A 23,361-nucleotide genomic window follows, 5' to 3' on the forward strand; every position below is an offset into this window, starting at 1 on the left:
GCAGTGCCTGTTGGTCAGCTTGGGGGTGACAGACAAGGGCCATAAGGAACTGCTGGGCCTGGAGATGGGGTATCGGGAATCGGAATTGAGTTGGAAAGCCCTGCTGCGGCGGCTCAAAGACCAGGGACTCGACCAAGCACCTCACCTCGCCATTGGCGATGGGGCGTTGGGCTTCTGGAAGGCCCTGCCCCAGGTGTTTCCCACCACGAAGGCCCAGCGCTGCTGGGTGCATAAGACCGCGAACGTGCTCAACAAACTCCCCAAACGGCAGCAACCGGAGGCCAAACAAGCCCTCTGGGAGATTTATCGAGCCGACACCAAAACCGAGGCCCATCAAGCCTTCAATCGGTTCATCCAGACCTACCAGGCCAAGTATCCGGAGGCCACCCAGTGTCTGGCCAAAGACCGGGATGTCCTGCTCACCTTCTTCGATTTCCCCGCTGAGCATTGGGCGCACATTCGCACTACCAATCCCATTGAATCCACCTTTGCTACCGTCCGCCTCAGAACCGACCAAACCCGAGGCTGTGTCTCCAAGGACACTATCCTCGCCCTAGTGTTCAAGTTGGTCGAGAGTGCCCAGAAACGCTGGCTCAGAATTCGGGGCTTCAAACACCTTGCCGACGTGATTGAAGGCGTCCCGTTCAACGATGGATACCGGATGGATGACAACCCCGATATGACCCAGATGCAGGACGCCGCCTAGATCCTAGCCATACACCAGATTTGACAATATCTCCGACGATGAGGTCATCCACTAGCGATTTACCTTCCGGGACATACCTACGAACCATAGCCTGTATCTTTGCGATTGCCCTCTGCCGCTCCCCATCCATGCCATCCCCCTCCAGCGCTTGAATTGGCTGAGCGCTCACAGACTCCAAAGGCGGGGCCAAGAGCACAATCACTTGAACATCTGAACCTTCAGGGCATTCGGGTGCAACCAGTTCGATCTTGCCGCCAGCACCTACCTTGATCGTTACCCAGGGAGCAACCGGGGGCAAAAGCTCAACAACCCATGGTCACTCAGTCGCGGGAGGTCCTGCCGCTATGATGGAAAGACAGCACCCAAGGTTCACCTTTGCCCTAGGCATTGGCATGATGCCAATACCGGAGTACGTTGGCGAAACCTACACGAAGTGTAAGCGTTGCTGGAACTACCCAACCCATGTAGGGAAATCTACCGCAGATACGACGAAGTGCGATCACTGTTAGGATTCTATCCCCCACCCACAGCCAATATCGTCATCCTAAATGCCATGACCACCAGCAATGATCGCCTTGATCGAATAGAAGCCCTCGTCGAGCAAAACGCTGAGGCTATTGAGCGCAATGCATCAGCCATCGACAAACTTACCGATGACCTAGGACGGTTTAATCAGCGCCTAGACAACTACGAACAGGGAATGCGCTGGGTGGTGCAGTTGGCCTTTGCTCTGCTCATTTCAGCGACGGTGGCGCTGGTGGTAAACGCAACGGCCTTCCTGGTCAAGCTCTGGTTGCCCGGTTGAGGTCGCTAAACCCATCCTGGGGCGACGGTTCTCCCTACCCCCGATAGATGAGAGCTTAGTTAACAGTTCGTTACAATGAGACCCATGGACGGGACACAAATCCTAGGATTTCGCCCCCTGTCCTCAGGTTTTAAGCGAGAGGTGCCCGATGAACGGCAACTTACGGGTTGGGAATCTATTTGGCATTCCCTTTTATGTGAATGGGTCTTGGTTTTTGGTGCTGCTGCTGGTGACGTGGCAGTACGGTAGTGGGTTGGCCGCTGCCTTTCCGTCGCTGGGTGGGGCATTGCCCTGGGTGCTGGGGCTGGGTTCGGCGCTGATGCTGTTTGCCTCGGTGTTGGCCCACGAGCTAGGGCATAGCTTTGCCGCAAGGCAGCAGGGCATTGGGGTCAACTCGATTACGCTGTTTTTGTTTGGCGGGTTGGCCGCCCTAGAGAAGGAATCCGAGACCCCCAAAGGTGCGTTTCAGGTGGCCATCGCTGGCCCGCTGGTGAGTTTTGCCCTCTTCGGTCTGTTCTCTTTGGCAGGGGTGGTCTTGCCCCTCTCTGGCCCGATGGCTGGAATTGTTGGACTTTTGGCCTACATCAACCTGGCCCTGGGGGCGTTTAACCTGATTCCTGGTCTGCCCTTGGATGGCGGCAACGTGCTGAAGTCCCTCGTCTGGAAAATTACGGGGCAGCCCCATAAGGGTCTAGTGTTTGCCAGCCGCGTGGGCCAACTGCTGGGTTGGACGGCGATTGCGGTGGGTGGAGCCTCGGTGCTGGGGCTTAGCGCCGTGGGCAGTGTTTGGACGCTGCTGATTGGCCTGTTTCTGCTGCAAAATGCTAACCGCACGGCGCAGTTTGGCGAAGTGCAAGGTCGCCTCACGGGCCTGACTGCCGCCGATGCTGTGGTGCAGGACAGCCCCATCATCGAAGCGAAAGCCTCTCTGCGAGAGTTTGCCGAAAATGCGCTACTGGCGGCTCCTTCGGCTTGGCGCAAGTTCCTGGTAGCCGATGAAACGGGGTTGCTGGTGGGTACGGTGCTGGTGGATGCCCTGAAGCAGGTGCCCCGCGACCAGTGGGACACCACCACCGTGGCGGCCATCATGGCATCGGCGGGAGATATTCTCACGGTGGGTGCCGAGCAACCGCTGATGGAGGTGATCAAGACCCTGGAAACCCGACAGATCAACGCGCTGGCGGTAATTGATAACGATGGGTCGCTGGCGGGTCTGCTAGAGAAGCGCTCGATTCAGGCGCTACTACAATTGCCCCAGGCGGCTTAACTTCGGCTAGAAGCTCACTAACTCAAACGCAGATCAGATTTCTCTGGTCTGCGTTTTTTGTGATCAATCTGCTGATACAAAGCTTCTCCTGATTCCCTACTAACGCGATGTGCAACTCATCTAGCGGGGAGATCACTGAGTAATAATACTGCTGAACTGGAGCCAGTGTTTGAAGACAAAACCCTTTCTTCAGAATTAGTTGTGCGTCGCGTTAGTAGGCATCTCGTCCTTTGCCAGCTATGGAAAGCCGAATCGTGAGACGATGCTGATCATCGGTGGTGTTTGTAGAAGGGGGGATAGCAAGGCCGAGGTGCCCCAAAATGCGGTGAGCGAGGTGGTAGCGAAAACCGGGAGATGGGGAAGATTGGGAACTAGCTTCCAGCAAGTTGTATGGAGGACTAGGGGAGTCGGCAACCGTAGGCGATGGCGGGAGGTTTGGGGGCCACTGATTCGCAGGGGCATTGCAGACCAATTGCAAGGTGACAACGGGCTGATCGTTCGGCTGATTCCCATCTGGATCACTTCCTTGAGGTTCACCGTTTTCCAGACGTTCTAGGGTAATTGCCGTGCTGCCAGCAGCGAGGGCGGCTTCCACTAGGCTAATCAAGGCTTGCAAGAGCCACCGAGCATCGGACAACACCCAGAGCGGATCTGGCCCAGGGTTCACTGTGAGGCGACACTGGCGGTTGATGCACTGCATTTCGGTAAACTGCCGCACTTTGTTCAGCACCATTCCCAGAGAAATGGGTTCACAGACGGGGGATATCGCGCCAATGTCCAGCTTGGAGAGGCTGATCAGCGTATCCAAATTGTGCAGCATTCGGGTGATAGCCTGGTTGGCTTGGCCGATGAATTCCCGTTCTTCTTCGGGGCTTTCGCACAGGTCTTCCAAAATGAGCTGGTGCAGGCTGATGACCTGGTTGATCGGGGCGCGTAGTTCGTGGGAGGCCGTCCCCAAAAAGGCGGCGAGGGTTTGGTGTTGCCGCTGCAATCGGTCGTAGGCCAGTTGTAGGGCTGCCAGGGCGTCGGGGTCGATGGAGGAAGTCATAGCGAGGTGAGACAGATTCCTAGGGTGAGTGAGCAACTCTCTGGGGTTTGCTTTGGGATACCCAAAACCTAACCAATCGGAGCGTTTTATCCCAAATCCTAATCGAATAACCCCGATTCCCAGCCCAGCAAACCGTAGGGGCGAGGGCTCCTCGCCCGCTGATGCCGGGGGCAAACAAGCCGGATTTGGTATTATTAGCATCAACAGGTAGACGCTTTTGCAGTAAGCGTTCCCAGGCGTTAAACCAAACGCTCTCTGCAAAAATACGGAATTAATCCCAAAGGGCTAGGGCGTAATTGTGACGGATCCCTGGCGCAGCACGTCCCACTGACTATCGCGCCAAGCCACGACGGTAGACGGTAGCCCTGAGCCTTGGGGCTTGTCCATCGGCGGCACAGGGGCGTGGCCAAGCTGGGGGTAAACCTCCGCTAGGGCGGCAGGGCTGAGGGTGATGATTTCGGGAAATTCCGCCGCAATCTCGGCCAGGGTTTCTAGGGCAGGCTGGCCAGAATGGTTCACGCTGGTGGTGGCGAGGGGGCCAGTGCGTTCCAGCAGGTATCGCGCCAGGGGATGGTCGGGAACTCGCAGCCCCAAGGTGCCCGTATTGGCAGGGTTCATGGCGGGGGGCAGACGGTTGCTGGCGGGTAATACCAGGGTCAGCGCTCCGGGCCAGTAGCGGTCGGCCATCGCTGTCCATTGGGCTTGCTCAGCCTCGGTTCCGGCAACGTAGGGCCAGAGATCGGCCAGATTAGCCCCCATCAAAATCAGGGGTTTGGTTTGGCTGCGCTGTTTGATCTGGTAAATTCGGTCGCTGGCCTGGGGCAGGGCGGCGAGGGCAGGCACCGTATCGGTAGGAAAACTGACCAATTCACCAGATTGCACAGCGGCTAAAAACTCAGTCAGAGACATCTGGGGCATGGGTTAATCAACACAAACGCACACCCTCCACTCTAGAACAGCCCCCTTGGGTATCACTAGGGCTGGCAGGACCCTTGATTTCAGACGCCGTGCGACCCAACCGCCTTAACCCGTGGCACTGATTCGTTAAAGTAGGAGGGCTGCAAAGCCCGTGGAATTGAGCAATTTTGGATTTGGCAAGTAGGCCGACTAATTATCCTAACTAATAACGCATCCAAGCTCAGCCCTCATCCCCCAACCCCTGCTCCCCGATGGAGAAGGGGAGCCAGATTCAGAAAGGGGTGAGGGCGAAGGGCCATGGCAAATGGATAGTTATTCCTATGGAACACTCTTAGACCCTATCAACGCAAAGGGCGGGCGGCGTTGTAGATGCGTTCGTTGGCCTGGACGGATTTGGCGAGATCCACGACTGGTTGAGGATAATCTTCCCCCAGTTGCACCCCAAAGCGGCGTTGTTCCACGGATTGCAGTTTCCAGGGTTCCTGTACCTTGGCGGCGGGGATAGCTTGAAGTTCGGGTAACCAGTGCTTGACGTAGATGCCGTCGGGGTCGTAATCCTTGGCTTGTTTAGGAATATTGAAATAACGAAACCCCCTGGCGTCGTTGCCCACTCCTGCGGCGTAGTTCCAGTTGCCGTAGTTGCTACACACGTCGTAGTCGATGAGTTGCGACTCGAACCACTCGGCCCCCATGCGCCAGTCGATACCGAGGTTTTTGGTGAGAAAGCTGGCTACATTTTGCCGCCCCCGGTTTGCCATAAACCCCGTGGCCAACAACTCCCGCATGTTGGCATCCACCAAGGGAAAGCCTGTCATTCCGGTGCGCCAAGCCTCAAAGCGTTTCCAGTCCTGTTTCCAGTCGATGACCAGTCCCCGCAGACCGGAGGAATAGAACAGGCGCTTGCCGTGTTTTGCGGCGATGAACCGAAAATAGTCGCGCCAGAGCAGTTCAAACACCAGCCAGTACGTCGAATCGTTCTTGACCCGTTCCCGTTCGTAGCGCTGCACGGTTTCGTAGATTTGCCGGGGCGAGAGACAACCCAAGGCCAACCAGGGCGAGAACTTGGAGGAATAGTTGGCCCCCACCATGCCGTTGCGGGTTTCTTTGTAGGTTTTGAGGCAATCTGCCGTCCACACATAGTCCTGTAAGCGCTGTAGACCTGCGGTTTCGCCCCCCACAAACGGCAGCACACCCCTGGGGTCGGGTGCTGGTGGGGTGAGCCCAAAATCCGCTAGGGTCGGCAGTCTTCCAGGATCGACCGAGGGCAGGGGCAGCAGAGTTTTTGGGGTAGGTTGCATCGGGTCTACCCCACTGCGCGGCTCCACCTGTTTGCGAAACTGGGTAAACACCTCCGGCACCTGATCCACCCCAAAGGGCAGGTTATCTGGGTGGTAGAGCGTTGCCCCCCAATAGACCTGCCTCCGCACTCCCAGGGCAGCCAACTTCGTTTCTAAAGCCGATTCCACGGCCACTTCTTCGGCCATCACCTCCTGATGCCAAACGACTGTCTCGATGGCTAACGCCTTGGCCAAGGCTGGAATGATGGATTCTGGCTGACCCACGCGCACCAAGAGATCGCTGCCTAGGGCTTGAAGCGATTGCCGCAGATCCGCCACGCTCTCCAGTAAGAACTGTGCCCGAAACGCCCCGGTTTTGGGAAATCCAAAGGCTGTTGTGCCAAACTGTCGGGGGTCAAAGCAGTAGCAAGGAATCACCTGCCGCCCAGCTTGAACGGCATCCCAGAGGGGCTGATGATCGTGAAGACGCAGATCGTGGCGGAACCAAACGAGGACGGACATAGGAGGCAAGGCAAAGGTTAACCGTCAGAGAGAGTCAGATAGGCAGATCAAGTTAAATTCGTTAGATCTACGGTTCCCGTGGGAGAGAGCCCGTGAAAATCCTTGGGAAACCAGATGGTAACCATAGAAAACGGCAGGGCTCAAGGAGATTATCCTACAAGCAAAGAATACTTTAATTAAGTATCCTAAAGGTCTATTAAGATTTTATACAGGAGATGCCCTTCCTATGCCTATTCAGGTTGGCGACCTTGCCCCCGACTTCACCTTGCCCAACCAATCGGGTGAAACGGTTACCCTAAGCCAGTTTCGAGGGCAGAAAGCCGTCGTGCTCTATTTCTATCCCAAGGATGATACTCCGGGCTGCACCATCGAATCCTGCACCTTCCGCGATAGCTACACCGACATTCAGTCCACCGGAGCCGAAGTCATTGGCATCAGCAGCGATTCTCCCAACTCCCATCGCCAATTTGCCGCCAAGCACAGTCTGCCATTTACCCTAGTTAGCGACGAAGGCAGCAAAGTACGCAATGCCTACGGCGTTCCCAGCACCCTGGGACTGTTGCCCGGTCGCGTCACCTATATCATTGACCTAGAGGGCAAGGTGCGCCACATTTTTAACTCCCAGTTCAACCCCAAGGCCCACGTCAGCGAGGCCATCAAGGCGCTCCAAGTGATCTAGCTTCCCAATTCTGACCGATCCCCATGGCCCAGGCGATGCCCAACGATACCCTCCAGCCCGCCATTGATCGCCTCCGGGCCTTGGTGGATGGTCTCTGGTATCCCAGCGAAACCGACGCCCCGGTTACCGTGGTGGTGTGGCCCATCCCGCCCTCGGAGAGCAACTTGGCAGGGCCAGCCTTGCCCCAGGAACTTGCTGCCGCTGGCACCCCCATCACCCAACATCCTGCCGAGCAATTTTTTCAACCCATCCTGAGCCAACCCTTTTGGCATTCTCCCCAAGGCGACCACCTTGCCCAACGCTACCAGTCGCTTCAAGCGGTTCTCCAGGCTTCCCTCTCTCACCTACGCACCTATCGCATCGGACAGGTAGACATCACCCTCTACCTCATTGGACAACATCCCAGTGGTCACTACCTCGGCCTCAAAACCAACCTTGTGGAAACCTAACGCCCAATCTGCCACGATGGCGCATTGCGAATAGATTCCGGTATTCACGGGAATGACGGGGTTTGTTCTCTGCTGACAAGTGACGGTTTCTAACGGGTGGGGATGAAGCTAGGGGCCACATCCACCGGGCGATAGCCAGCGGCAATGCACAGGGCCATAGAGTCGGTAGTGGCGATTTCGGCGACTAGGGCCGTGTCGATCACACAGTCGGCATAGCGCACGGGTAGAATGCTGCGGTGGCAGTGGTTCAGCACGGCGGCGGAGTTGGGCACGTCCAGAAATTCGTGGATATCCACCACGCAGGTGGCCACCTCCAGGGGACGACGATCTCGGCTACAGGCGGCGAGGGCGACTTCGGCGCTGAGTTCGGTTACGGCGGTCACATCTAGCACACAACTGCCCACCTGTTCGGGCCGGAGGGCACTGGCGCAGGCGGAGGCCACGGCTTCGGCAGACAGCCCAACTTCCAGCAAATCCGTCACGCATTGACCATAGTTATAGCCAATGGCTAACCCAGGGGATGCCAAGGTTAAAGGGGCCAGAACGGCGCTAAACAGGGTAAACGGTAGCGTAAGGTACGGGCTGAGGGACTTAAACACAGGATGATGAACCATAACAGAACGTTAAGGGTTATATCGCTTGGTTAACGGCTGTAATCAACCGTTACCAACTGCGGATCAAGATAGTCAGTACACAACATGGGATCGCTTCACCAAGAGAGTCTTCCTGGCTGGGGTTGTCCATGTGGCCAGATTCTAGACGCCGAATCTTCTACAGTGAAGATAGCAGGAAAAGTCCATTGCGTGACCCAGAGGTTAATTTAGTATGCGCCTGAGTGATGTAACGCATCCCAATCAGCTCCATGGTTTGTCCATTCGGCAGCTTGAGGATATTGCCCGACAAATTCGCGAAAAGCACCTGGAAACCGTGGCCGCCAGTGGTGGGCACCTGGGGCCGGGGCTGGGGGTGGTGGAGCTCACCCTGGCGCTGTACCAAACCCTCGATCTCGACCATGACAAGGTGGTGTGGGACGTGGGGCACCAGGCTTACCCCCACAAGCTGATTACCGGACGCTTCCACGACTTCCATACCCTACGTCAGAAGGATGGGGTGGCTGGATACCTGAAGCGCAGCGAAAACAAGTTTGACCACTTTGGCGCAGGCCACGCTTCTACCAGCATTTCCGCCGCTTTGGGGATGGCCCTGGCGCGGGATATGGCCGGAGAGAACTACAAAGTAGCGGCGATCATCGGCGATGGTGCCCTGACCGGGGGCATGGCCCTCGAAGCCATCAACCACGCCGGACACCTGCCCCACACCAATCTGCTGGTGGTGCTGAACGACAACGAAATGTCCATTTCCCCCAACGTGGGCGCGATTCCCCGCTACCTCAACAAAATGCGGATTAGCCCCCCGGTGCAGTTCCTCACCGACAACCTCGAAGAGCAGTTCAAGCACCTACCCTTCCTGGGCGAGTCCCTCTCGCCGGAACTAGAGCGGGTGAAGGAAGGCATGAAGCGCCTCGCGGTGCCCAAGGTGGGGGCCGTGTTTGAAGAACTGGGCTTCCTCTACATGGGGCCTGTGGATGGCCACAATCTGCAAGAGCTGATCACCACCTTCAAGGAAGCCCACAAGCACACGGGGCCAGTGCTGGTGCATGTGTCTACTACCAAGGGCAAGGGCTACGCCATCGCTGAGAAGGATCAGGTGGGCTACCACGCCCAGTCGCCCTTTAACCTGGCCACGGGTAAGGGCATTCCTTCCACCAAACCCAAGCCCCCCAGCTATTCCAAGGTGTTTGCCGAAACCCTGATTACCCTGGCGGAGAATGACCCCAAAATCGTGGGCATCACTGCCGCCATGGCCACGGGCACCGGGTTGGATAAGCTGCAACAGGCTCTCCCCAAGCAGTACATTGACGTGGGCATTGCCGAGCAGCACGCTGTTACCCTAGCGGCTGGTCTCGCCTGCGAAGGGGCGCGTCCGGTCGTGGCGATCTACTCCACCTTCCTGCAACGGGGGTTTGACCAAATTGTTCACGATGTTTGCATCCAAAAGCTGCCCGTGTTCTTCTGCCTCGACCGAGCCGGAATCGTCGGTGCCGATGGCCCCACCCACCAGGGCATGTACGACATTGCCTACCTGCGCTGCATCCCCAACCTGGTGCTAATGGCTCCCAAGGACGAGGCCGAACTGCAACGGATGCTCGTCACCGGGATTAACTATACCGATGGAGCCATCGCCATGCGCTACCCACGGGGTAACGGCTACGGCGCACCGCTGATGGAAGAGGGCTGGGAACCCTTACCCATCGGTAAGGCCGAAGTCCTACGCCAGGGCGACGATGTGCTGCTGCTGGGCTACGGATCCATGGTCTATCCCGCCATGCAAACCGCCGAAATTCTCAGCGAACACGGTATCGAAGCGACGGTGGTGAACGCCCGCTTTGCCAAACCCCTAGACGAGGAGCTGATTCTACCCCTGGCCAAGCAAATCGGTAAGGTCGTCACCTTTGAGGAAGGCTGCCTGATGGGTGGCTTTGGCTCCGCCGTGGCCGAGTCGATTCTGGATGCCCAGGTGCCCGCCTCGGTGCTGCGGATTGGCGTGCCCGATATTCTGGTCGATCACGCCAGCCCCGATCAGTCCAAGGCAGCCCTAGGGTTGACGCCACCCCAAATGGCCGAGCGCATCCTCAGCACCTTCAAGGTCGAAAAGCCGATGTTGGCGGTGTAGGGCTAGCCTAGGCCCAGCCACAACCTGACCGATCACACGGATCCAACAGACCAGCCGCTGATATCCTCAACGGCTGGTCTGTTATTAGGTATCAACGATGCATTAAGCGTTAGTCGCCGCTGCTAGGTTCGCGCCGGGTCACGGTGCCGCGATCCACCACCTCGCCATTGCGTGACAGGGTGCAGGTGTTGCCGTTGTTGGGGATGAACAACTCCCACTGGCGCTCGCCCCGGGTGTTGCTGTAGATATAGCCCTCAGGGTTTGGGGCGCGGTTGGCCGCCGTATTGAGGAACACCATCCGATCTGCACGGGAGTAGATCCGCATGGTGAGGGCACTCCCTGGTGCTTCTGGATCTCCAGCCCGGTAGATGTTGGTGGCGTAGGCGGATCCATCGCAGTAGGCGATGCTAAACTCTGCCTCGGCAGGGCGAGATCCGATGCCCAGGCTGGCCAGTGCGCCCACCACCACAGCGGAACTTAGCAAAATCGGCTTCACACAGAACTTCAGTGGCATAAAACAGACTCAAACCTAAACACGACAAACTTGGATTTGGGTATGCATCTCAGGGATCTACTCAGATCAGAGATCAGAGCTTGGCCCTCAACAGCGTTGGAGACCACACAAGCCCCATCTCCACGGGTGAAGATATCTCGGACGCATGACCACAGCGGATTTTATGGATTGAAACAGAGAATTTTACTGAATTATTTATACCCTATGGCCACGTTTTTGTGAGGTGAAGAAACCATTGGGCACCTCGATTAATTGCCTTATTGCGAATCTGAAGAGCCTGGAACCATTGGAGTCTCGTGCCCATTCTCAATAAGATTTGTATTTTTCGAGGTGCCCCATTTATTAAACAGGATTGGTCAACTTCGTATTTGATAGATACCTTGAGGGTTAACTATCAAACTCTTCCTCAATTATAGCGGTTCTCGATAGAGTGAGGTACACCATTGCTGGGCTCTCGATCCCCCCAATTCCTAGCTGCCTAAGGCTCACTCTCTCCCCCCTTGATAAGGGGGACAGGGGGGATCATTGCCATGTACTTCAACCGAGTGCAATCCACTATAAGTCGTGTAGCGGGAGACAGGCTAATGTGAGACTCAAGCATCAAAAGACTTTTGCGAACTTTATGGCATTGAAGACATTTTAAGAAGGTCAAGATAGCGAAAAAGATGACCTTTCTTCTCAAGAAAAATATTAGATTTTTCCTTGAGATAGCAATAAATCGTCTAGGATTCAATGCGTATCTTGTTTGCCCCATTCTGGCTACAATAGTCCGGACACTTTTCCGGGCAAGCGCTGAGACCCTTGATTTCTCCTTGCCCAAGCGCTCGTTGGCGATCCCCGACTGGTGATTGTGGACGAACCCGCCGCTGGCTTTGAAAAGTCTCTATTGGTTTTAGCAAAAGTGGGGATCCCCCTAAATCTGCTCTTGCTAAGGGGCGGGGGATCGGCAGGGAACTAAAGCGACAGCAGATCGCTTTTCAATCGGCCTCTCAAGGGGCGATGGTGACCTTGTTGCGGTAGAAGGCGACGTAGCCTTTGATGTTGTTGGCGGCGGGCTTGGGGTCAGCGTAGTACCAGGCGGCTCCGGCGTTGACTTGGCCATCCACCACAATGTCGTAGTAGTTGGCGGTGCCCTTCCAACCGCAGACGGTGGTTTGGGAAATGGGCTGGAAATAGTCCCTATTTAGGGCGCTGGGGGGAAAGTAGAGGTTGCCCTCTACCGTTTCGCATTGGTCGCTTTCGGCGAGGACGACGCCGTTCCAGGTAACCTTGGCCATAGCTAAAGCGTTAATAAAGGACGAGGGTATTGATAACAATGGTCTTTATTCTAAGGGGTTTAGGAGGTCTGGCATGGGGCTAGAGCAACTGGCGCACCTGCGGATTGTGCTGGTGGAACCAGCGGGGCCGATCAATGTGGGGGCGGTGGCGCGAGTGATGAAGAATATGGGGCTGCATCAGTTGGTGTTGGTCAACCCCCAGTGCGACCCCACCAGTACGGCGGCTTGGCGCATGGCGGTGCATGGTCAGGAGGTCTTGGCGGCGGCGCAGATTGTCAGTACGCTGCCGGAAGCCCTGGTGGGTTGTCAGCGGGCGGTGGCCACCACGGGGCGCATCCATCCCCAGCGCCAGGGTTTGGAAATCCCGGAGCTGGTGTTGCCTTGGCTATTGTCTACCGACCCCCAGGTGCCCCTACCTGCGGCGTTGATTTTTGGCCCGGAGGATCGGGGCTTGAGCAATGAGGAACTTGTCTACGCCCAGCGCTGGATTCGGATTCCCGCCAGCGACGCCTATCCCTCCCTCAATCTGGCCCAGGCGGTGGCGGTGTGTAGCTATCTGCTGCACCGTCAGGCCACCGATCCCACGGTCACTATGGCGCACTCCTGTCCACCGATTGCGGCTAACCCAACCGATGCAGAGGTCGAGTCAGCCGCCACCTTGGATCAAATTGAAGAATTTCACCAAGACTTGGAAGCGATTTTGCTGAAGATCGGTTATCTTTACCCCCATACTGCCGCCAGTCGCATGGCCAAGTTGCGGCCATTGTTGCACCGGGCTGAACCAAATTCCCAGGAATTAGCTATGCTTAGGGGCATTTTGCGGCAGGTCAATTGGGCGATTAACAGCGCCCCTCGCCCCTCCTAGGATCTAGCTTGGTTCGCGGATAAACTTGCACGGGTCATTCTTGCACGGGTCATTCTTGCACGGGTCATTTCGACGGTACAGCAGCACCACCATGGCACAGTACGACGACTTTTCTAACCCTCCCTCTCGACCTGGATCCCCTGGCGAAGCGGGCCTATCGGCCCACGGCAACGGTGGGGGCAACGGTAGCGGACGGGGGCCAGACCCTGCCAGCGATGAGGACTGGCGCTCTCGGTCTTCTGCCAATGCCCGTCGCCGCAACCAGTGGAGACAGTACAAACACATGACGCCCGATTTCGGCCCCACCCCACCAGAGCCCACCGTCCCGGCCCCGTCGTCCACAGTTCCGATGGCCCCCGCCCCTCAATCCTCGGCCAAGGAAGCGGCCCTGCCCAGTTTTCGGGTGAAGGGCCATGCGCCCCAGGGAGCCAGCCCGACCTACCCCGCCCCAACCCCAGCCCTGCGTTCGGGTGGGTCTCAGGGTTCCCGAACCTCCATGGCCACCGCCCCCATGACCCATGGCCCAGAGGCCAGACTTCCCGCTCCTCGGCCCTATGGTGCCGCTGGTCAGTCGCCAAGCCTTCATCCCCACAGCGCCTCCCTAGGGCCGGGAATGTCCAGTGCGGCGACCTCCCAACCGATTCCCCAGCGACCTCCCCAGCCCTCGGATAGGGGCACGGGATCGCCAAGTAACGTCACCCCATTGCGGTCACGGGATGGGCGACGACGGTCGGCGGGCATGGCGACGGGGCTAGCGGCGGCGGCAGCGGCGACCACCGCAGGGCTGGCGGCCTTGGCGGCTCCTCCCCGCCCAGAAACCAAGGCCACCCGCACTCGGCGGTTTTCTCCCCAGCGGCGGCTGGCCAAGTTACCCCGCCCCGCCCTCTATATGATTCGACTGGCCATTTTGGGGGTTGGGGTCGCGGCCATTGCGGGAACGTTGCTATCGGTGCTTAGCCCCAGCAATGTCGCCTCCAATGGTAGCGGCCCATCCGCCTCCACGCCTTCGGCCCAACGGGGCAATACGGCCAGCGCCCTACCGGGGCAAGGGGCCACCACCATCGCCGCTATTCAACCCAGTAGCGAACTCACCCGCCTAAAGGCCCAACTCGATCAACTGGCCACCCTCACCCCCGGTCTCACCCCAGCGGTCTACGCCTTTGATATCGACTCTGGCCGCTATGTAGACCTCAGCGGTACCCAGGCAGTGGCAGCGGCCAGCACGATTAAGGTGCCGATTTTGGTGGCCTTTTTGCAGCAGGTGGATGCGGGGAATCTGGCCCTCAACCAGGCGGTGGTCTTGCAGGAACAGCACCTAGCGGGGGGATCGGGCACCCTAGCCAACGATGCCATCGGTAGCGAATACACCGCCCTAGACGTGGCCACCCGCATGATCATCCACAGCGACAACACGGCCACCAATATGATGATCGAAGCGCTGGGGGGGTCAGAAGCCCTGAACCAGCAGTTCCTCACCTGGGGGCTAGAATCGACGGTGCTACGCAACCCCCTACCTGACCTGGAGGGCACCAACACCACCAGCACCCGCGATCTAGCCCTACTGATGGCCCTGGTCGATCAGGGTGACCTGCTTAGCCGACGGTCGCGGGAGCGGTTGTTTAGCGTCATGCAGCGCACCGTGAACCGCAGCCTGATTGCCTTTAGCCTCACCGATGGATCCTTAGTCGCTAACAAAACCGGAGATCTCGCCCTCGCCCTGGGGGATGTGGCCCTGGTGGATACCCCCAACGGCAACCGCTATGCCCTGGCGGTGATGGTACAGCGCCCCAACAACGATGGCCGCGCCAGCGAACTGATTCGCCGCATCACCGAGACCGTGCATCGGGAACTGAACCAGCCCATTGCCCCGGTGGGAGGACGACCCACCCACCCCGATGGGGCCGTTGATAGTGAGGCGAACCCTACTTCTGACGATACTGAGGCAAACCCTAGCCCCGACGCCGAGATGAGCCCTGGCCCCGACGCCGAGGCGATCCCCCCCGACGCCGATTCCCCCAGGGACATGGAGCCCGCCCCCATCCCCAACGGATCCGAGCGGCCCGGTTCTGCCCCCAGTGGCGACCAAATCCCGCCCGGTTAGGCCTTGCCGCCTAGCGTTGTGGGGGCAAGGCCGTGGCGATGGAATCTGAGGGGATCAAGGTAATTCCATCGAGATATGGGGTATTCCAGCCCTGCTTTGCCCGCCCATTTGCGAAGAGATATTACAGGTGAGTGGTTGGTCTTAGTTTTGCGTCGAAATTAGGCACACTAAGGCCAGCACTCTGTAACCTCTGATACATGTTTTCGGCTTGGTCTCGATCTCTTTTGTCCCATCCCCTGCGGCATCTCCCCCTCCGGGTGTGGTTGGTGGTGCCCTTCGTGGTGCAGATTACAGCGGCGGTGACGGTGACGGGCTGGTTGACCCTGCGCCATGGGGAACAGGCGGTGAACCAGGTGGCGGGCCAGTTGAGGACGGCGGTATCCCAGCAGATTGAGCAGGAGTTGAACGCCTTTTTGACCACGCCTCATTTAATTAACCAACTCAACGACGATGCCATTCAGCTTGGGCAGGTGGATCCTGATGACCCGGAAGCCCTCTTCCGTCACTTTTTGCAGCAGTCTCAGCGATTTCCCACGGTAGACTCGATTTTCTTTGGCCATGTCAACCAGGAGTTTATTGGCCAAAGCAACCTTGGCCCCGGCCAGCATCAGCGGATGCAGGGGGGGCCATCCTTGGGTGACGCGGTGCAGTTTTCCACGGTGGACGACAACGGCGAAATCCAGACCATTCAGCAAACAACACCGGGATGGGACACCCAAACCCTGCCCTGGTATTTGGCGGCGGTGCGGCAGGGGGGGGCAGTGTGGGGCGAGGTGTTTCCCTACCATGCCTATCCAGTTTTGGCATTACCCACCTCCCGCCCGGTCTACGATGCCGAGGGCGATCTGCTAGGGGTGTTGGGCAACAATTTCTTTTTGTCCCAAATCAGCGATTTCCTCGCCACCATATCGATTAGTGAGCATGGTCAGGCGTTTATTCTGGATCGCAAGGGGTTCATTGTGGCCAGTTCCACCCTGCCCGATCCCTTCGTGGTCGTGGAGGATCGGCCCCAGCGTCTCTATTCAGTGACCAGCCAAGATCCGCTGATTCGGGCCAGCAGTCAGTTTTTGCTCCGGCAATACAACGGCTACCTAGCGGATGCATTGGCCCCTCAACAGTTTGAGTTTCAGTGGGATGGGCAGCGCCAGTTTTTAGAGGTGATGCCCTTTCGGGAACAGGCCGGACTGGATTGGCTGATTGTGGTGGTGGTGCCAGAGCGGGATTTCATGGCCACCATCGAAGCCTCCCGACGCTATACCCTTCTGTTCTGCCTGGTGGCCTTTGCCGTGGCCCTGGGGCTAGGGCTGCTGACGAGCCACTGGATTGCCCAGCCCATTTACCGGATGAGGCGAGCCGCTCAGGCCATTGCCCAGGGGGAACTTCACCAACACCTGCCGCCCTGCCGCCTCAACGAGCTAGAGCAACTGGTGCTGGCGTTTAACACCATGGCTTACCGTGTCGCCACCACCGTCCAAGACCTCCAGCGTTCTAAGGCCGACCTAGAGGCCGCAAATGTTGAAATTCAGCAGCAATCGGCTTGTTTTCGACTGATGGCGGAGAATATGACCGACTTGGTCTGTCTCCAAACCCTAGGGGGCCAATTTCTCTACGTCAGCCCTTCGGTGGAATGGATTTTGGGTTACCAGCCCAGCGAACTGGTGGGGACCTGCCTGTGCGACTGGGTGCATCCCGCCGATGCGCCCACCTGCTACCACTCAGGGCAACGCCAGGTACTGGCTGGGGACTCCACCAAAACGGCCTACCGGATGCGCCACAAACTCGGCCATTACATCTGGATCGAAACCCTCACCCGCCCCATCCTGAACGACCTCGGTGAGGTGATCCAACTCCAAACCGCCTCCCGCGATGTTACCGAAACCATGCGGATGCGCAAACAGCTACAGCACGATGCCCTCCATGACAGCCTCACCGGACTGCCGAACCGCAAACTTCTCCAGGATCGCCTAGACGTGGCCCTGCACCGCGCCCGCCGCCACGAGCACTATCGCTTTGCGGTGCTGTTTTTGGATGTGGATCGGTTTAAGGTGGTGAACGATAGCCTCGGCCACCTGATTGGCGACGAACTGCTGATTGAAATCGCCAGCCGCCTGCGGAGTGTAGCTCGTCCGGCAGATCTAGCGGCCCGCCTAGGGGGGGATGAGTTCATTCTGCTGATGGACGATGTGGCCGATCTGACCGAGGTGATTGGACTGGCGGAAAAAGTCCTCGCCACCCTGCGCGATCCCCTACACCTCAGCAGCCAGGAGGTGTTTGCCACCGTCAGCGTCGGCATTGTGATGGGGGATGCCACCTACGCCGATGCCTCCGAACTGCTGCGCGATGCCGATATTGCCATGTATCGCGCCAAACACAAGGGCCGCGACGGCTACGAGGTCTTCAATAGCGCCATGCACGCCCAGGCCATCACCCGACTGCAACTGGAAACGGAACTGCGGCGATCTCTGCTAGAGCATCCCGAAGAATTTATCCTCCACTACCAACCCATCGTCGATCTGGCCACCGCTGCCGTCCAGGGCTTTGAAACCCTGGTGCGCTGGCAACACCCCCAACGTGGTCTGGTGCCCCCCAACGACTTCATTCCCCTCGCCGAAGAAACGGGCCTGATTGTGCCCCTCAGCTACCACCTGATGGAAACCGCCTGTCGGCAACTGCGCACCTGGCAGGATCACTACCCCCAGGCCCAATCCCTGACCATTAGCGTCAACCTCGCCGCCATGCAGCTCCATAGCCCCAGTTTGCTGGCCCAAATTGACGCCATCCTCACCCACACCGGGCTGAACCCCCAATCCCTGGTGCTCGAAATCACCGAAAGTATGCTGATCGACGACATCCAGGCCACCCTCACCGTCCTCCATGCCCTGCGCCAGCGATCCATCGCCCTCAGCATTGACGACTTCGGCACCGGATACTCTTCCCTCAGCTACCTCTACCAATTCCCCATCAACCACCTCAAAATTGACCGCACCTTCGTCAGCCAAATGCAGACCAGCCCCCACCACTACAAAATCGTCGAAACCATCATTACCCTAGCCCACCAACTCGGCTTTACCGCCATCGCCGAAGGCATCGAAACTGAGGCCGACCGACACATCCTCCAGCAACTCACCTGCGACCTTGGCCAAGGCTACTGGTTTGGCAAACCCCAACCCGCCGCCGCCATCGATGCATGGCTGAGCCAAACCCTCGGCCAGATCTGCCTAGGGGCCGTGTATAACGTCTAGAGGCAGAGTTTAGAGACAGGGGCAATCTGCGAAAGTTATCCGTCCCGATTGGGCTATGGAGGACATTACCCAATCACCTGTTGCACCAGGCTGGCCAGTTTTTGGGCGCTGTCTCGCACCGCTAGGGTATCGGCGGCTTGGGCCATGGCCGCGAGTTGGTCGGGGTGTTGCAAAAGCTGGCTGACGGTGTGGGATAGCTGCTCTGCCGTTAGACTCTGCTGGGGCAACAGTTGGGCCGATCCGGCCTCGCTAAACACGCGGGCGTTAATGGTTTGGTGATCTTCCGCAGCGGCGGGGTAGGGAATCAGCAGGGAGGGGGTGCGGGTGATGGCCAGTTCCGTAAGGGTGCCTGCCCCAGAACGACACAGGGCCAAATCGGCGCGATAGAGCAACGCCGCCATGTTGTCGAAAAAAGGGCGATGGATATAGTGGGGATGGCTGAGAGCGTCGGTGTCGGGGTCATTCTTTCCGGTTTGGTGAATAATCCAAGCCCCTTGATCTAGCCAATCTGGAGCCGCCTGCCGTACCAGTTGATTGACCGCCACCGCTCCCTGGCTGCCGCCGACGATCAGAATCAGCGGCACATCCTCTGGGATAGCAGGATCCGTGAGTCTTGGGGGAGAATCAGTCAAAAAGTCGGCCCGTGCCGGGGTACCCACGGTGAGGGTGGTGGCCTTGGGCAGATACGCCGCCGCTGCCCCAAAGCCTAGGGCAATGGTAGTACACCAGGGGCTCAGCCAACGGGTGACCTTCCCCGGTAGGGCGTTGGACTCGTGCAGTACCGTCGGCAGACCGAGGGAACGCGCCGCCAAAATAGCCGGGGCCGCAATGTACCCCCCAGTGGTAAACACGCCGCTAAACTGGCCCTGCTTGAGTAACTTTCGCACCCGCCGCGTGGCCAGGGCACATTGGCTCAGCAGCCGTATGGTGCGCACTCCAGGCCGCCCCTGCAAACCTGCCATGGTTACGGTGTGTAGGGGATACTGATTTCCCACCAGGGTCGTTTCCAATCGGTTGGGCACCCCCAGCCACTCTAGGGCATAGCCCATTTCCTGAAGCTTGATGGCGGTGGCTAGGGCCGGGAACAGATGCCCCCCGGTACCGCTGGCGGCGACTAAAATTTTGGGCCGATGGTCTGACGAAGACCCCCTTGACGAGGAAGGCGACAAATTCGGTAACTCCGATGGATGGGAAGGTGTGGTCTGGGCCACGGTCTTTTCTCGCCCGCAAAAACGCCTTTTACTATACCAACTCCGTGACCCTTGATCTAAGCTTGTGCTTAGGGAACGAGACGTTTTCCCTGGGAGTCCCTGGGGTGCAGCACCGTCTCGGTACAGCTATCACACAGACATTATTGGGTGAGGAGAGGAATATGGGTTTTGGAATGGGGCCATGGGCCATGGGGCGATACGGCGGGTTGGCAGCATCAGCCTGGGCGCTGAGCTTGGGAGCGGTTCCGGCTATGGCGGCTCCAGCCGCAACGGCTCCTGTCGCTGTCCGGCAAACCTTAGATCGCATTGAATCCGCTGCCAATGCCCAGGATTTAGACGCCGTGATGGCTGCCTACGCCGCCAGCTTTACCAGCGATACGGGGTTTGACTACGACCAACTGAGCCAAACCCTAGTAGCCCTGTGGCAGCAGTACGACAACCTCACCTATGAGGTGGAACTGCTGACTTGGGAAGCGACAGGCCCAGGAGCCTACACCCTCGAAACCCGAACACGGGTAACTGGAACACAAGTACTCACCCATCGACGGCTGGCCCTGGAGGCCGAAGTCACGTCGCGGCAGCGCCTAGAAAATGGCCAAATTACCCGCCAAGACACCCTCTCCGAGGCTAGCCGGATCACCTCTGGCACCAATCCACCTACCCTGCAAACCCAGTTACCCAGCACCCTGGCCCCCGGTCAGTCCTTTGCCTTCGATACTATTGTGCTAGAGCCCCTGGAGGGTCGTGCCCTGATGGGGGTAGCGGTGGATGAAGGGGTGACCGCCATCGACTTTTTCGAGCCGCGTCCCGTGGTCTTTGATGTGCTCAGTGCCGGGGGGCTTTACAAACTCGGTACCGCCCCCGAAAGCCCCGATCAGCGCTGGATTTCGGCGGTCATTATTCGAGAAGATGGCCTAGTCGTAGAAACCCGACGGGTAGCCGTGGAATAGGGGGCACCCAGGCCAATAGAACTAGGGCAGGTTATCAAACCCAGGATGGCGGAAGGTGTATCCAGCCGCCTTGAGTTTTTGGTTAGACACCCGCACATGGTAGGGGCGGGCGCTGGGTTGGGAGGCATCCCACTGCACGGGGGCGAGGTGGTGGGCTTGGCAGACGCGATCAATCAAATCGCGGACAGTGGGGATGTCATCTTGCACGAGGTTGTAGAGGCCGCTGAGTCCTTGGCGTTGCGCCCAGTCGATAGCTCCGACGATGTCCTCCAGGTGAATCCAGTTACTCGCTTCTTGCCCCGTGCCGGGGCGGGTGGTGCCCGCCGCTCGGCTGTAGATTTTGGCCAGGTCTCGCCCTGGGCCATAAATGCCGCCTAGGCGAAAAATGCACACTCGCCGCTGGTCGGTGGCCGCCGATAGGAGCACCTGCTCCGTTTCCAGCATGATTTTGCCGTTGTCGGTGGCGGGCTGGGCAGGATCGTCCTCGCGCACCCAGGCTCCGCCGTAGTTGCCGTAGACGGAGTAGGTGCTGGTGAAGATAATCTGCCGCAGGTCGGGGGATTGGGCCAGGGCATTGACCACGGTTTTGGCGGTATTGAGGTAAGTTTCCTCGTAGTTGGCCTGCCGTCCGGCTCCCACGCAAATTAACACTACCTGCTGCCCCGCCAGCAATTCGGCCACTGCCGCCCTGTCGTCGCCGCGCAACACTAAGGCCCGATCCGCCATCGTTCCCAGAGATTCTAGGCGTTCTGGCCGAGTGGTCGTCGCCGTTACGGTGATGCCCTGGTGTTGCCAAAGCTGGGCCACCGCTTGACCGACATAGCCACAGCCCAAAATTGCCGCCCGAAGATTGCCCATGGCTAACCGTTGAAGGGAAACACTGCGGGAACAGTGTAGGCGATCTCGGTGGCCGTAGGGCTAAATCAAACAGCTTAGATCCTTGGTCTTTTGGCTAAACAACAGGTTTTCCCGGTAGTCCACGGGGCAGTCAATCACGGCGGGGACGTTGTCTTCCAGGGCCATCTTCAGGGTCGGCATCAGGTCTTCGGTGGATTCTACCCGATAGCCCTTCAGGCCCATGCTTTCCGCCAGCTTGACGAAATCGGGGTTACTGAAGTGGATGAAGGCCGACTCACCGTAGTAGTTCATCTGCTTCCACTCGATCAGCCCATAGCCGCCATCGTTGAAGATCACCGTGACAAAGGCGGTGCCAATGCGCAGGGCGGTTTCCAGTTCCTGGCAGTTCATCATGAAGCCGCCGTCCCCGGTCACGGCCACCACCTTGCGGTTGGGATGCACCAGCTTGGCGGCCAGCCCCCCCGGAATGGCGATGCCCATGGCCGCAAAGCCGTTGGAAATCAGGCAGGTGTTGGGCCGCAGGCAGTGGTAGTTGCGGGCCATCCACATTTTGTGGGCACCCACGTCGGAAATTACGATGTCGTCGGGGCCGAGGACTTGGCGCAGGTCGTGGATCAGCTTTTGGGGTTTCACCGGGAAGCCGTAGTCGTCGGCGTACTGTTCGTAGTCGGCGCGAATTTCGTCGCGAATTTTGAGGGAGGCGGGTTCAGGATAATTCTGGCGCTTCACCCGTTGCAGAATTTCGTGGAGGGAGTCGGAAATGTCGCCAATCACCTCCACCTTGGGGATGTAGCTGCTGTCCACTTCGGCCTGGGTGAGGCTGATGTGGAGGATGGGCAGCTTGCCGTCGGGGTTCCAGCGTTTGGGGGAATATTCCACCAGGTCGTAGCCCACGGCAATGATCAAATCCGCCGCCTCCATGGCGCAGGTGATGAAGTCCCGCTGCTGGAGGCCAAAGGTCCAGAGGGCCAGGGGATGGGTGTAGGGAATCACACCCTTGCCCATGAAGGTGTTGGCCACGGGGATGTTGAGCTGGGTGGCAAATTCCGTCAGGGCTTCGCTAGAACGAGACCGAATCGCCCCATTGCCCACCAAAATCATCGGGTTACTGGCCTGGGAAATCGCCACCGCCGCCTGCTGAATGCTCTGCATGGAGGCGTAGGTTTTTTCCTGGCTGTCCCGCCGCAGGGGCAGTCCCCCGACCTCCATTTCCGCGATATTTTCCGGCAGGTCAATGTGAACCGCACCGGGCTTTTCCGACTGAGCCAGTTTGAAAGCTTTGCGGACAATTTCCGGTGTGTTGCTGGGCCGCACAATTTGGGCGTTCCACTTGGTTACCGGGGCAAACATGGCCACTAGATCAAGGTACTGGTGGGACTCAATGTGCATCCGATCCGTCCCCACCTGGCCCGTAATCGCCACCAGGGGAGCCCGATCCAGGGTCGCATCGGCTACCCCGGTCATCAAATTCGTGGCCCCTGGCCCCAGGGTAGAGAGGCAAACCCCCGCCTTGCCCGTCAGCCGTCCGTAGACATCGGCCATAAACGCCGCCCCCTGCTCGTGGCGGGTGGTGATGAACTGAATCGACGACCGCCGCAGGGCTTGCAGAAGTTGTAGATTCTCCTCCCCCGGCAGGCCAAAAATGTACTCCACACCCTCATTTTCCAAACACTGAACCAACAATTCCGCTGTATTCATAGCCCCTCATGTTTTGTTTTCAGTCAATTGCGCCAATCCTTGAAGATCCCCCTAAATCCCCCTTAAAAAGGGGGACTTTGATTCCGATCCCCCCCTTCTCAAGGGGGGCTAGGCAGGGTGGTTTCATACCAGCAAAGAAAAATGAGGATGGGTTGAGATGTTATTAGGATCCTTAACCCATGGCCCTCATAGAACAATTAAAACAAATTCCAGATCATCGTCATCTCCGGGGACGGCGTCA

19 protein-coding genes are annotated in these 23,361 nt (G+C 58.3%); 10 read left to right on the plus strand and 9 right to left on the minus strand.

Going from position 1 to position 23,361, the window contains the following annotated elements; all coding sequences use genetic code 11:
- The 3 genes from H6G62_RS19945 to H6G62_RS19955 all read left to right on the plus strand — a co-directional run.
- Positions 1-706 (plus strand): IS256 family transposase (locus H6G62_RS19945; protein ID WP_190498400.1); only part of this gene is annotated, 706 nt, incomplete at its 5' end.
- Between the two features lie 493 nt (positions 707-1,199).
- Positions 1,200-1,511: a hypothetical protein gene (locus H6G62_RS19950; RefSeq protein WP_190498402.1), complete on the plus strand. Its 312-nt coding sequence runs from the start codon at positions 1,200-1,202 to the stop codon at positions 1,509-1,511.
- Between the two features lie 148 nt (positions 1,512-1,659).
- Positions 1,660-2,778 carry a site-2 protease family protein gene (locus tag H6G62_RS19955; RefSeq protein WP_190498404.1) on the plus strand — a complete coding sequence of 373 codons (1,119 nt, stop codon included), beginning with the start codon at positions 1,660-1,662 and terminating at the stop codon, positions 2,776-2,778.
- 211 nt (positions 2,779-2,989) lie between these two features.
- Here the strand turns inward: H6G62_RS19955 and H6G62_RS19960 are convergent, their stop codons facing one another.
- From H6G62_RS19960 to H6G62_RS19970, 3 genes are all read right to left on the minus strand, one after another.
- Complete coding sequence (locus H6G62_RS19960) at positions 2,990-3,826, minus strand: HAMP domain-containing sensor histidine kinase (RefSeq protein WP_190498407.1); 837 nt, start codon at positions 3,824-3,826, stop codon at positions 2,990-2,992.
- 285 nt (positions 3,827-4,111) lie between these two features.
- Entirely contained in the window at positions 4,112-4,744 is a 633-nt protein-coding gene (locus H6G62_RS19965) for an L-threonylcarbamoyladenylate synthase (RefSeq protein WP_190498409.1), read from the minus strand.
- A 341-nt stretch (positions 4,745-5,085) separates the two neighbouring features.
- Entirely contained in the window at positions 5,086-6,543 is a 1,458-nt protein-coding gene (locus H6G62_RS19970) for a DASH family cryptochrome (protein ID WP_190498411.1), read from the minus strand.
- 226 nt (positions 6,544-6,769) lie between these two features.
- On the opposite strand from H6G62_RS19970, the gene H6G62_RS19975 reads away from it, so the two are divergent.
- On the plus strand, positions 6,770-7,222 hold the full coding sequence (locus H6G62_RS19975; protein ID WP_190498414.1) for a peroxiredoxin: 453 nt from the start codon (positions 6,770-6,772) through the stop codon (positions 7,220-7,222).
- A gap of 23 nt (positions 7,223-7,245) precedes the next feature.
- Positions 7,246-7,671 carry a nuclease A inhibitor family protein gene (locus H6G62_RS19980; protein ID WP_190498416.1) on the plus strand — a complete coding sequence of 142 codons (426 nt, stop codon included), beginning with the start codon at positions 7,246-7,248 and terminating at the stop codon, positions 7,669-7,671.
- A gap of 89 nt (positions 7,672-7,760) precedes the next feature.
- On the opposite strand, the gene H6G62_RS19985 is transcribed toward H6G62_RS19980, so the two are convergent.
- Positions 7,761-8,285, minus strand: a complete 525-nt coding sequence (locus H6G62_RS19985; RefSeq protein ID WP_190498418.1) for a hypothetical protein — start codon at positions 8,283-8,285, stop codon at positions 7,761-7,763.
- A 211-nt stretch (positions 8,286-8,496) separates the two neighbouring features.
- On the opposite strand from H6G62_RS19985, the gene dxs reads away from it, so the two are divergent.
- On the plus strand, positions 8,497-10,404 hold the full coding sequence (gene dxs / locus H6G62_RS19990) for a 1-deoxy-D-xylulose-5-phosphate synthase (protein ID WP_190498420.1): 1,908 nt from the start codon (positions 8,497-8,499) through the stop codon (positions 10,402-10,404).
- Positions 10,405-10,513: 109 nt separating this feature from the next.
- Here dxs and H6G62_RS19995 read toward each other — a convergent pair whose 3' ends face one another.
- Positions 10,514-10,918, minus strand: a complete 405-nt coding sequence (locus tag H6G62_RS19995) for a hypothetical protein (protein ID WP_190498422.1) — start codon at positions 10,916-10,918, stop codon at positions 10,514-10,516.
- A 989-nt stretch (positions 10,919-11,907) separates the two neighbouring features.
- A complete protein-coding gene (locus tag H6G62_RS20000) occupies positions 11,908-12,195 on the minus strand; it encodes a DUF427 domain-containing protein (protein ID WP_190498423.1) in 288 nt (95 codons plus the stop codon).
- A 73-nt stretch (positions 12,196-12,268) separates the two neighbouring features.
- Between H6G62_RS20000 and H6G62_RS20005 the strand changes: the two genes are divergently transcribed.
- The 3 genes from H6G62_RS20005 (at position 12,269) to H6G62_RS20015 (ending at position 18,403) form a co-directional block, all read left to right on the plus strand.
- Positions 12,269-13,060 carry an RNA methyltransferase gene (locus H6G62_RS20005; protein ID WP_190498425.1) on the plus strand — a complete coding sequence of 264 codons (792 nt, stop codon included), beginning with the start codon at positions 12,269-12,271 and terminating at the stop codon, positions 13,058-13,060.
- A gap of 91 nt (positions 13,061-13,151) precedes the next feature.
- Positions 13,152-15,161 (plus strand): serine hydrolase, encoded by a 2,010-nt coding sequence (locus H6G62_RS20010; RefSeq protein WP_190498427.1) that lies wholly within the window; start codon positions 13,152-13,154, stop codon positions 15,159-15,161.
- A gap of 224 nt (positions 15,162-15,385) precedes the next feature.
- Complete coding sequence (locus H6G62_RS20015; protein WP_190498429.1) at positions 15,386-18,403, plus strand: EAL domain-containing protein; 3,018 nt, start codon at positions 15,386-15,388, stop codon at positions 18,401-18,403.
- A 65-nt stretch (positions 18,404-18,468) separates the two neighbouring features.
- Here H6G62_RS20015 and murG read toward each other — a convergent pair whose 3' ends face one another.
- Positions 18,469-19,572, minus strand: coding sequence for an undecaprenyldiphospho-muramoylpentapeptide beta-N-acetylglucosaminyltransferase (murG, locus tag H6G62_RS20020; RefSeq protein ID WP_190498437.1), 1,104 nt, complete (start codon positions 19,570-19,572; stop codon positions 18,469-18,471).
- Between the two features lie 203 nt (positions 19,573-19,775).
- Here murG and H6G62_RS20025 point away from each other — a divergent pair, with 203 nt between their 5' ends.
- Positions 19,776-20,564, plus strand: a complete 789-nt coding sequence (locus tag H6G62_RS20025; protein ID WP_190498431.1) for a nuclear transport factor 2 family protein — start codon at positions 19,776-19,778, stop codon at positions 20,562-20,564.
- A gap of 21 nt (positions 20,565-20,585) precedes the next feature.
- Here the strand turns inward: H6G62_RS20025 and H6G62_RS20030 are convergent, their stop codons facing one another.
- Together H6G62_RS20030 and H6G62_RS20035 are read right to left on the minus strand one after the other, a co-directional pair.
- Positions 20,586-21,422 carry an SDR family oxidoreductase gene (locus tag H6G62_RS20030; RefSeq protein ID WP_190498433.1) on the minus strand — a complete coding sequence of 279 codons (837 nt, stop codon included), beginning with the start codon at positions 21,420-21,422 and terminating at the stop codon, positions 20,586-20,588.
- A 60-nt stretch (positions 21,423-21,482) separates the two neighbouring features.
- On the minus strand, positions 21,483-23,120 hold the full coding sequence (locus tag H6G62_RS20035) for an acetolactate synthase large subunit (RefSeq protein WP_190498435.1): 1,638 nt from the start codon (positions 23,118-23,120) through the stop codon (positions 21,483-21,485).
- Positions 23,121-23,361 lie beyond the last annotated feature (241 nt).

This window comes from Phormidium sp. FACHB-1136, assembly GCF_014697375.1.
Lineage (GTDB): Bacteria > Cyanobacteriota > Cyanobacteriia > Phormidesmidales > Phormidesmidaceae > Nodosilinea.

Excerpts from the sequence above, each read along its gene's own strand:
- H6G62_RS19955 (WP_190498404.1), top strand. The coding sequence starts at position 1,660 with ATGAACGGCAACTTACGGGTTGGGAATCTATTTGGCATTCCCTTTTAT.
- H6G62_RS19960 (WP_190498407.1), bottom strand. The coding sequence starts at position 3,826 with ATGACTTCCTCCATCGACCCCGACGCCCTGGCAGCCCTACAACTGGCC.
- H6G62_RS19965 (WP_190498409.1), bottom strand. The coding sequence starts at position 4,744 with ATGCCCCAGATGTCTCTGACTGAGTTTTTAGCCGCTGTGCAATCTGGT.
- H6G62_RS19970 (WP_190498411.1), bottom strand. The coding sequence starts at position 6,543 with ATGTCCGTCCTCGTTTGGTTCCGCCACGATCTGCGTCTTCACGATCAT.
- H6G62_RS19975 (WP_190498414.1), top strand. The coding sequence starts at position 6,770 with ATGCCTATTCAGGTTGGCGACCTTGCCCCCGACTTCACCTTGCCCAAC.
- H6G62_RS19980 (WP_190498416.1), top strand. The coding sequence starts at position 7,246 with ATGGCCCAGGCGATGCCCAACGATACCCTCCAGCCCGCCATTGATCGC.
- H6G62_RS19985 (WP_190498418.1), bottom strand. The coding sequence starts at position 8,285 with ATGGTTCATCATCCTGTGTTTAAGTCCCTCAGCCCGTACCTTACGCTA.
- dxs (WP_190498420.1), top strand. The coding sequence starts at position 8,497 with ATGCGCCTGAGTGATGTAACGCATCCCAATCAGCTCCATGGTTTGTCC.
- H6G62_RS19995 (WP_190498422.1), bottom strand. The coding sequence starts at position 10,918 with ATGCCACTGAAGTTCTGTGTGAAGCCGATTTTGCTAAGTTCCGCTGTG.
- H6G62_RS20000 (WP_190498423.1), bottom strand. The coding sequence starts at position 12,195 with ATGGCCAAGGTTACCTGGAACGGCGTCGTCCTCGCCGAAAGCGACCAA.
- H6G62_RS20005 (WP_190498425.1), top strand. The coding sequence starts at position 12,269 with ATGGGGCTAGAGCAACTGGCGCACCTGCGGATTGTGCTGGTGGAACCA.
- H6G62_RS20010 (WP_190498427.1), top strand. The coding sequence starts at position 13,152 with ATGGCACAGTACGACGACTTTTCTAACCCTCCCTCTCGACCTGGATCC.
- H6G62_RS20025 (WP_190498431.1), top strand. The coding sequence starts at position 19,776 with ATGGGTTTTGGAATGGGGCCATGGGCCATGGGGCGATACGGCGGGTTG.
- H6G62_RS20030 (WP_190498433.1), bottom strand. The coding sequence starts at position 21,422 with ATGGGCAATCTTCGGGCGGCAATTTTGGGCTGTGGCTATGTCGGTCAA.
- H6G62_RS20035 (WP_190498435.1), bottom strand. The coding sequence starts at position 23,120 with ATGAATACAGCGGAATTGTTGGTTCAGTGTTTGGAAAATGAGGGTGTG.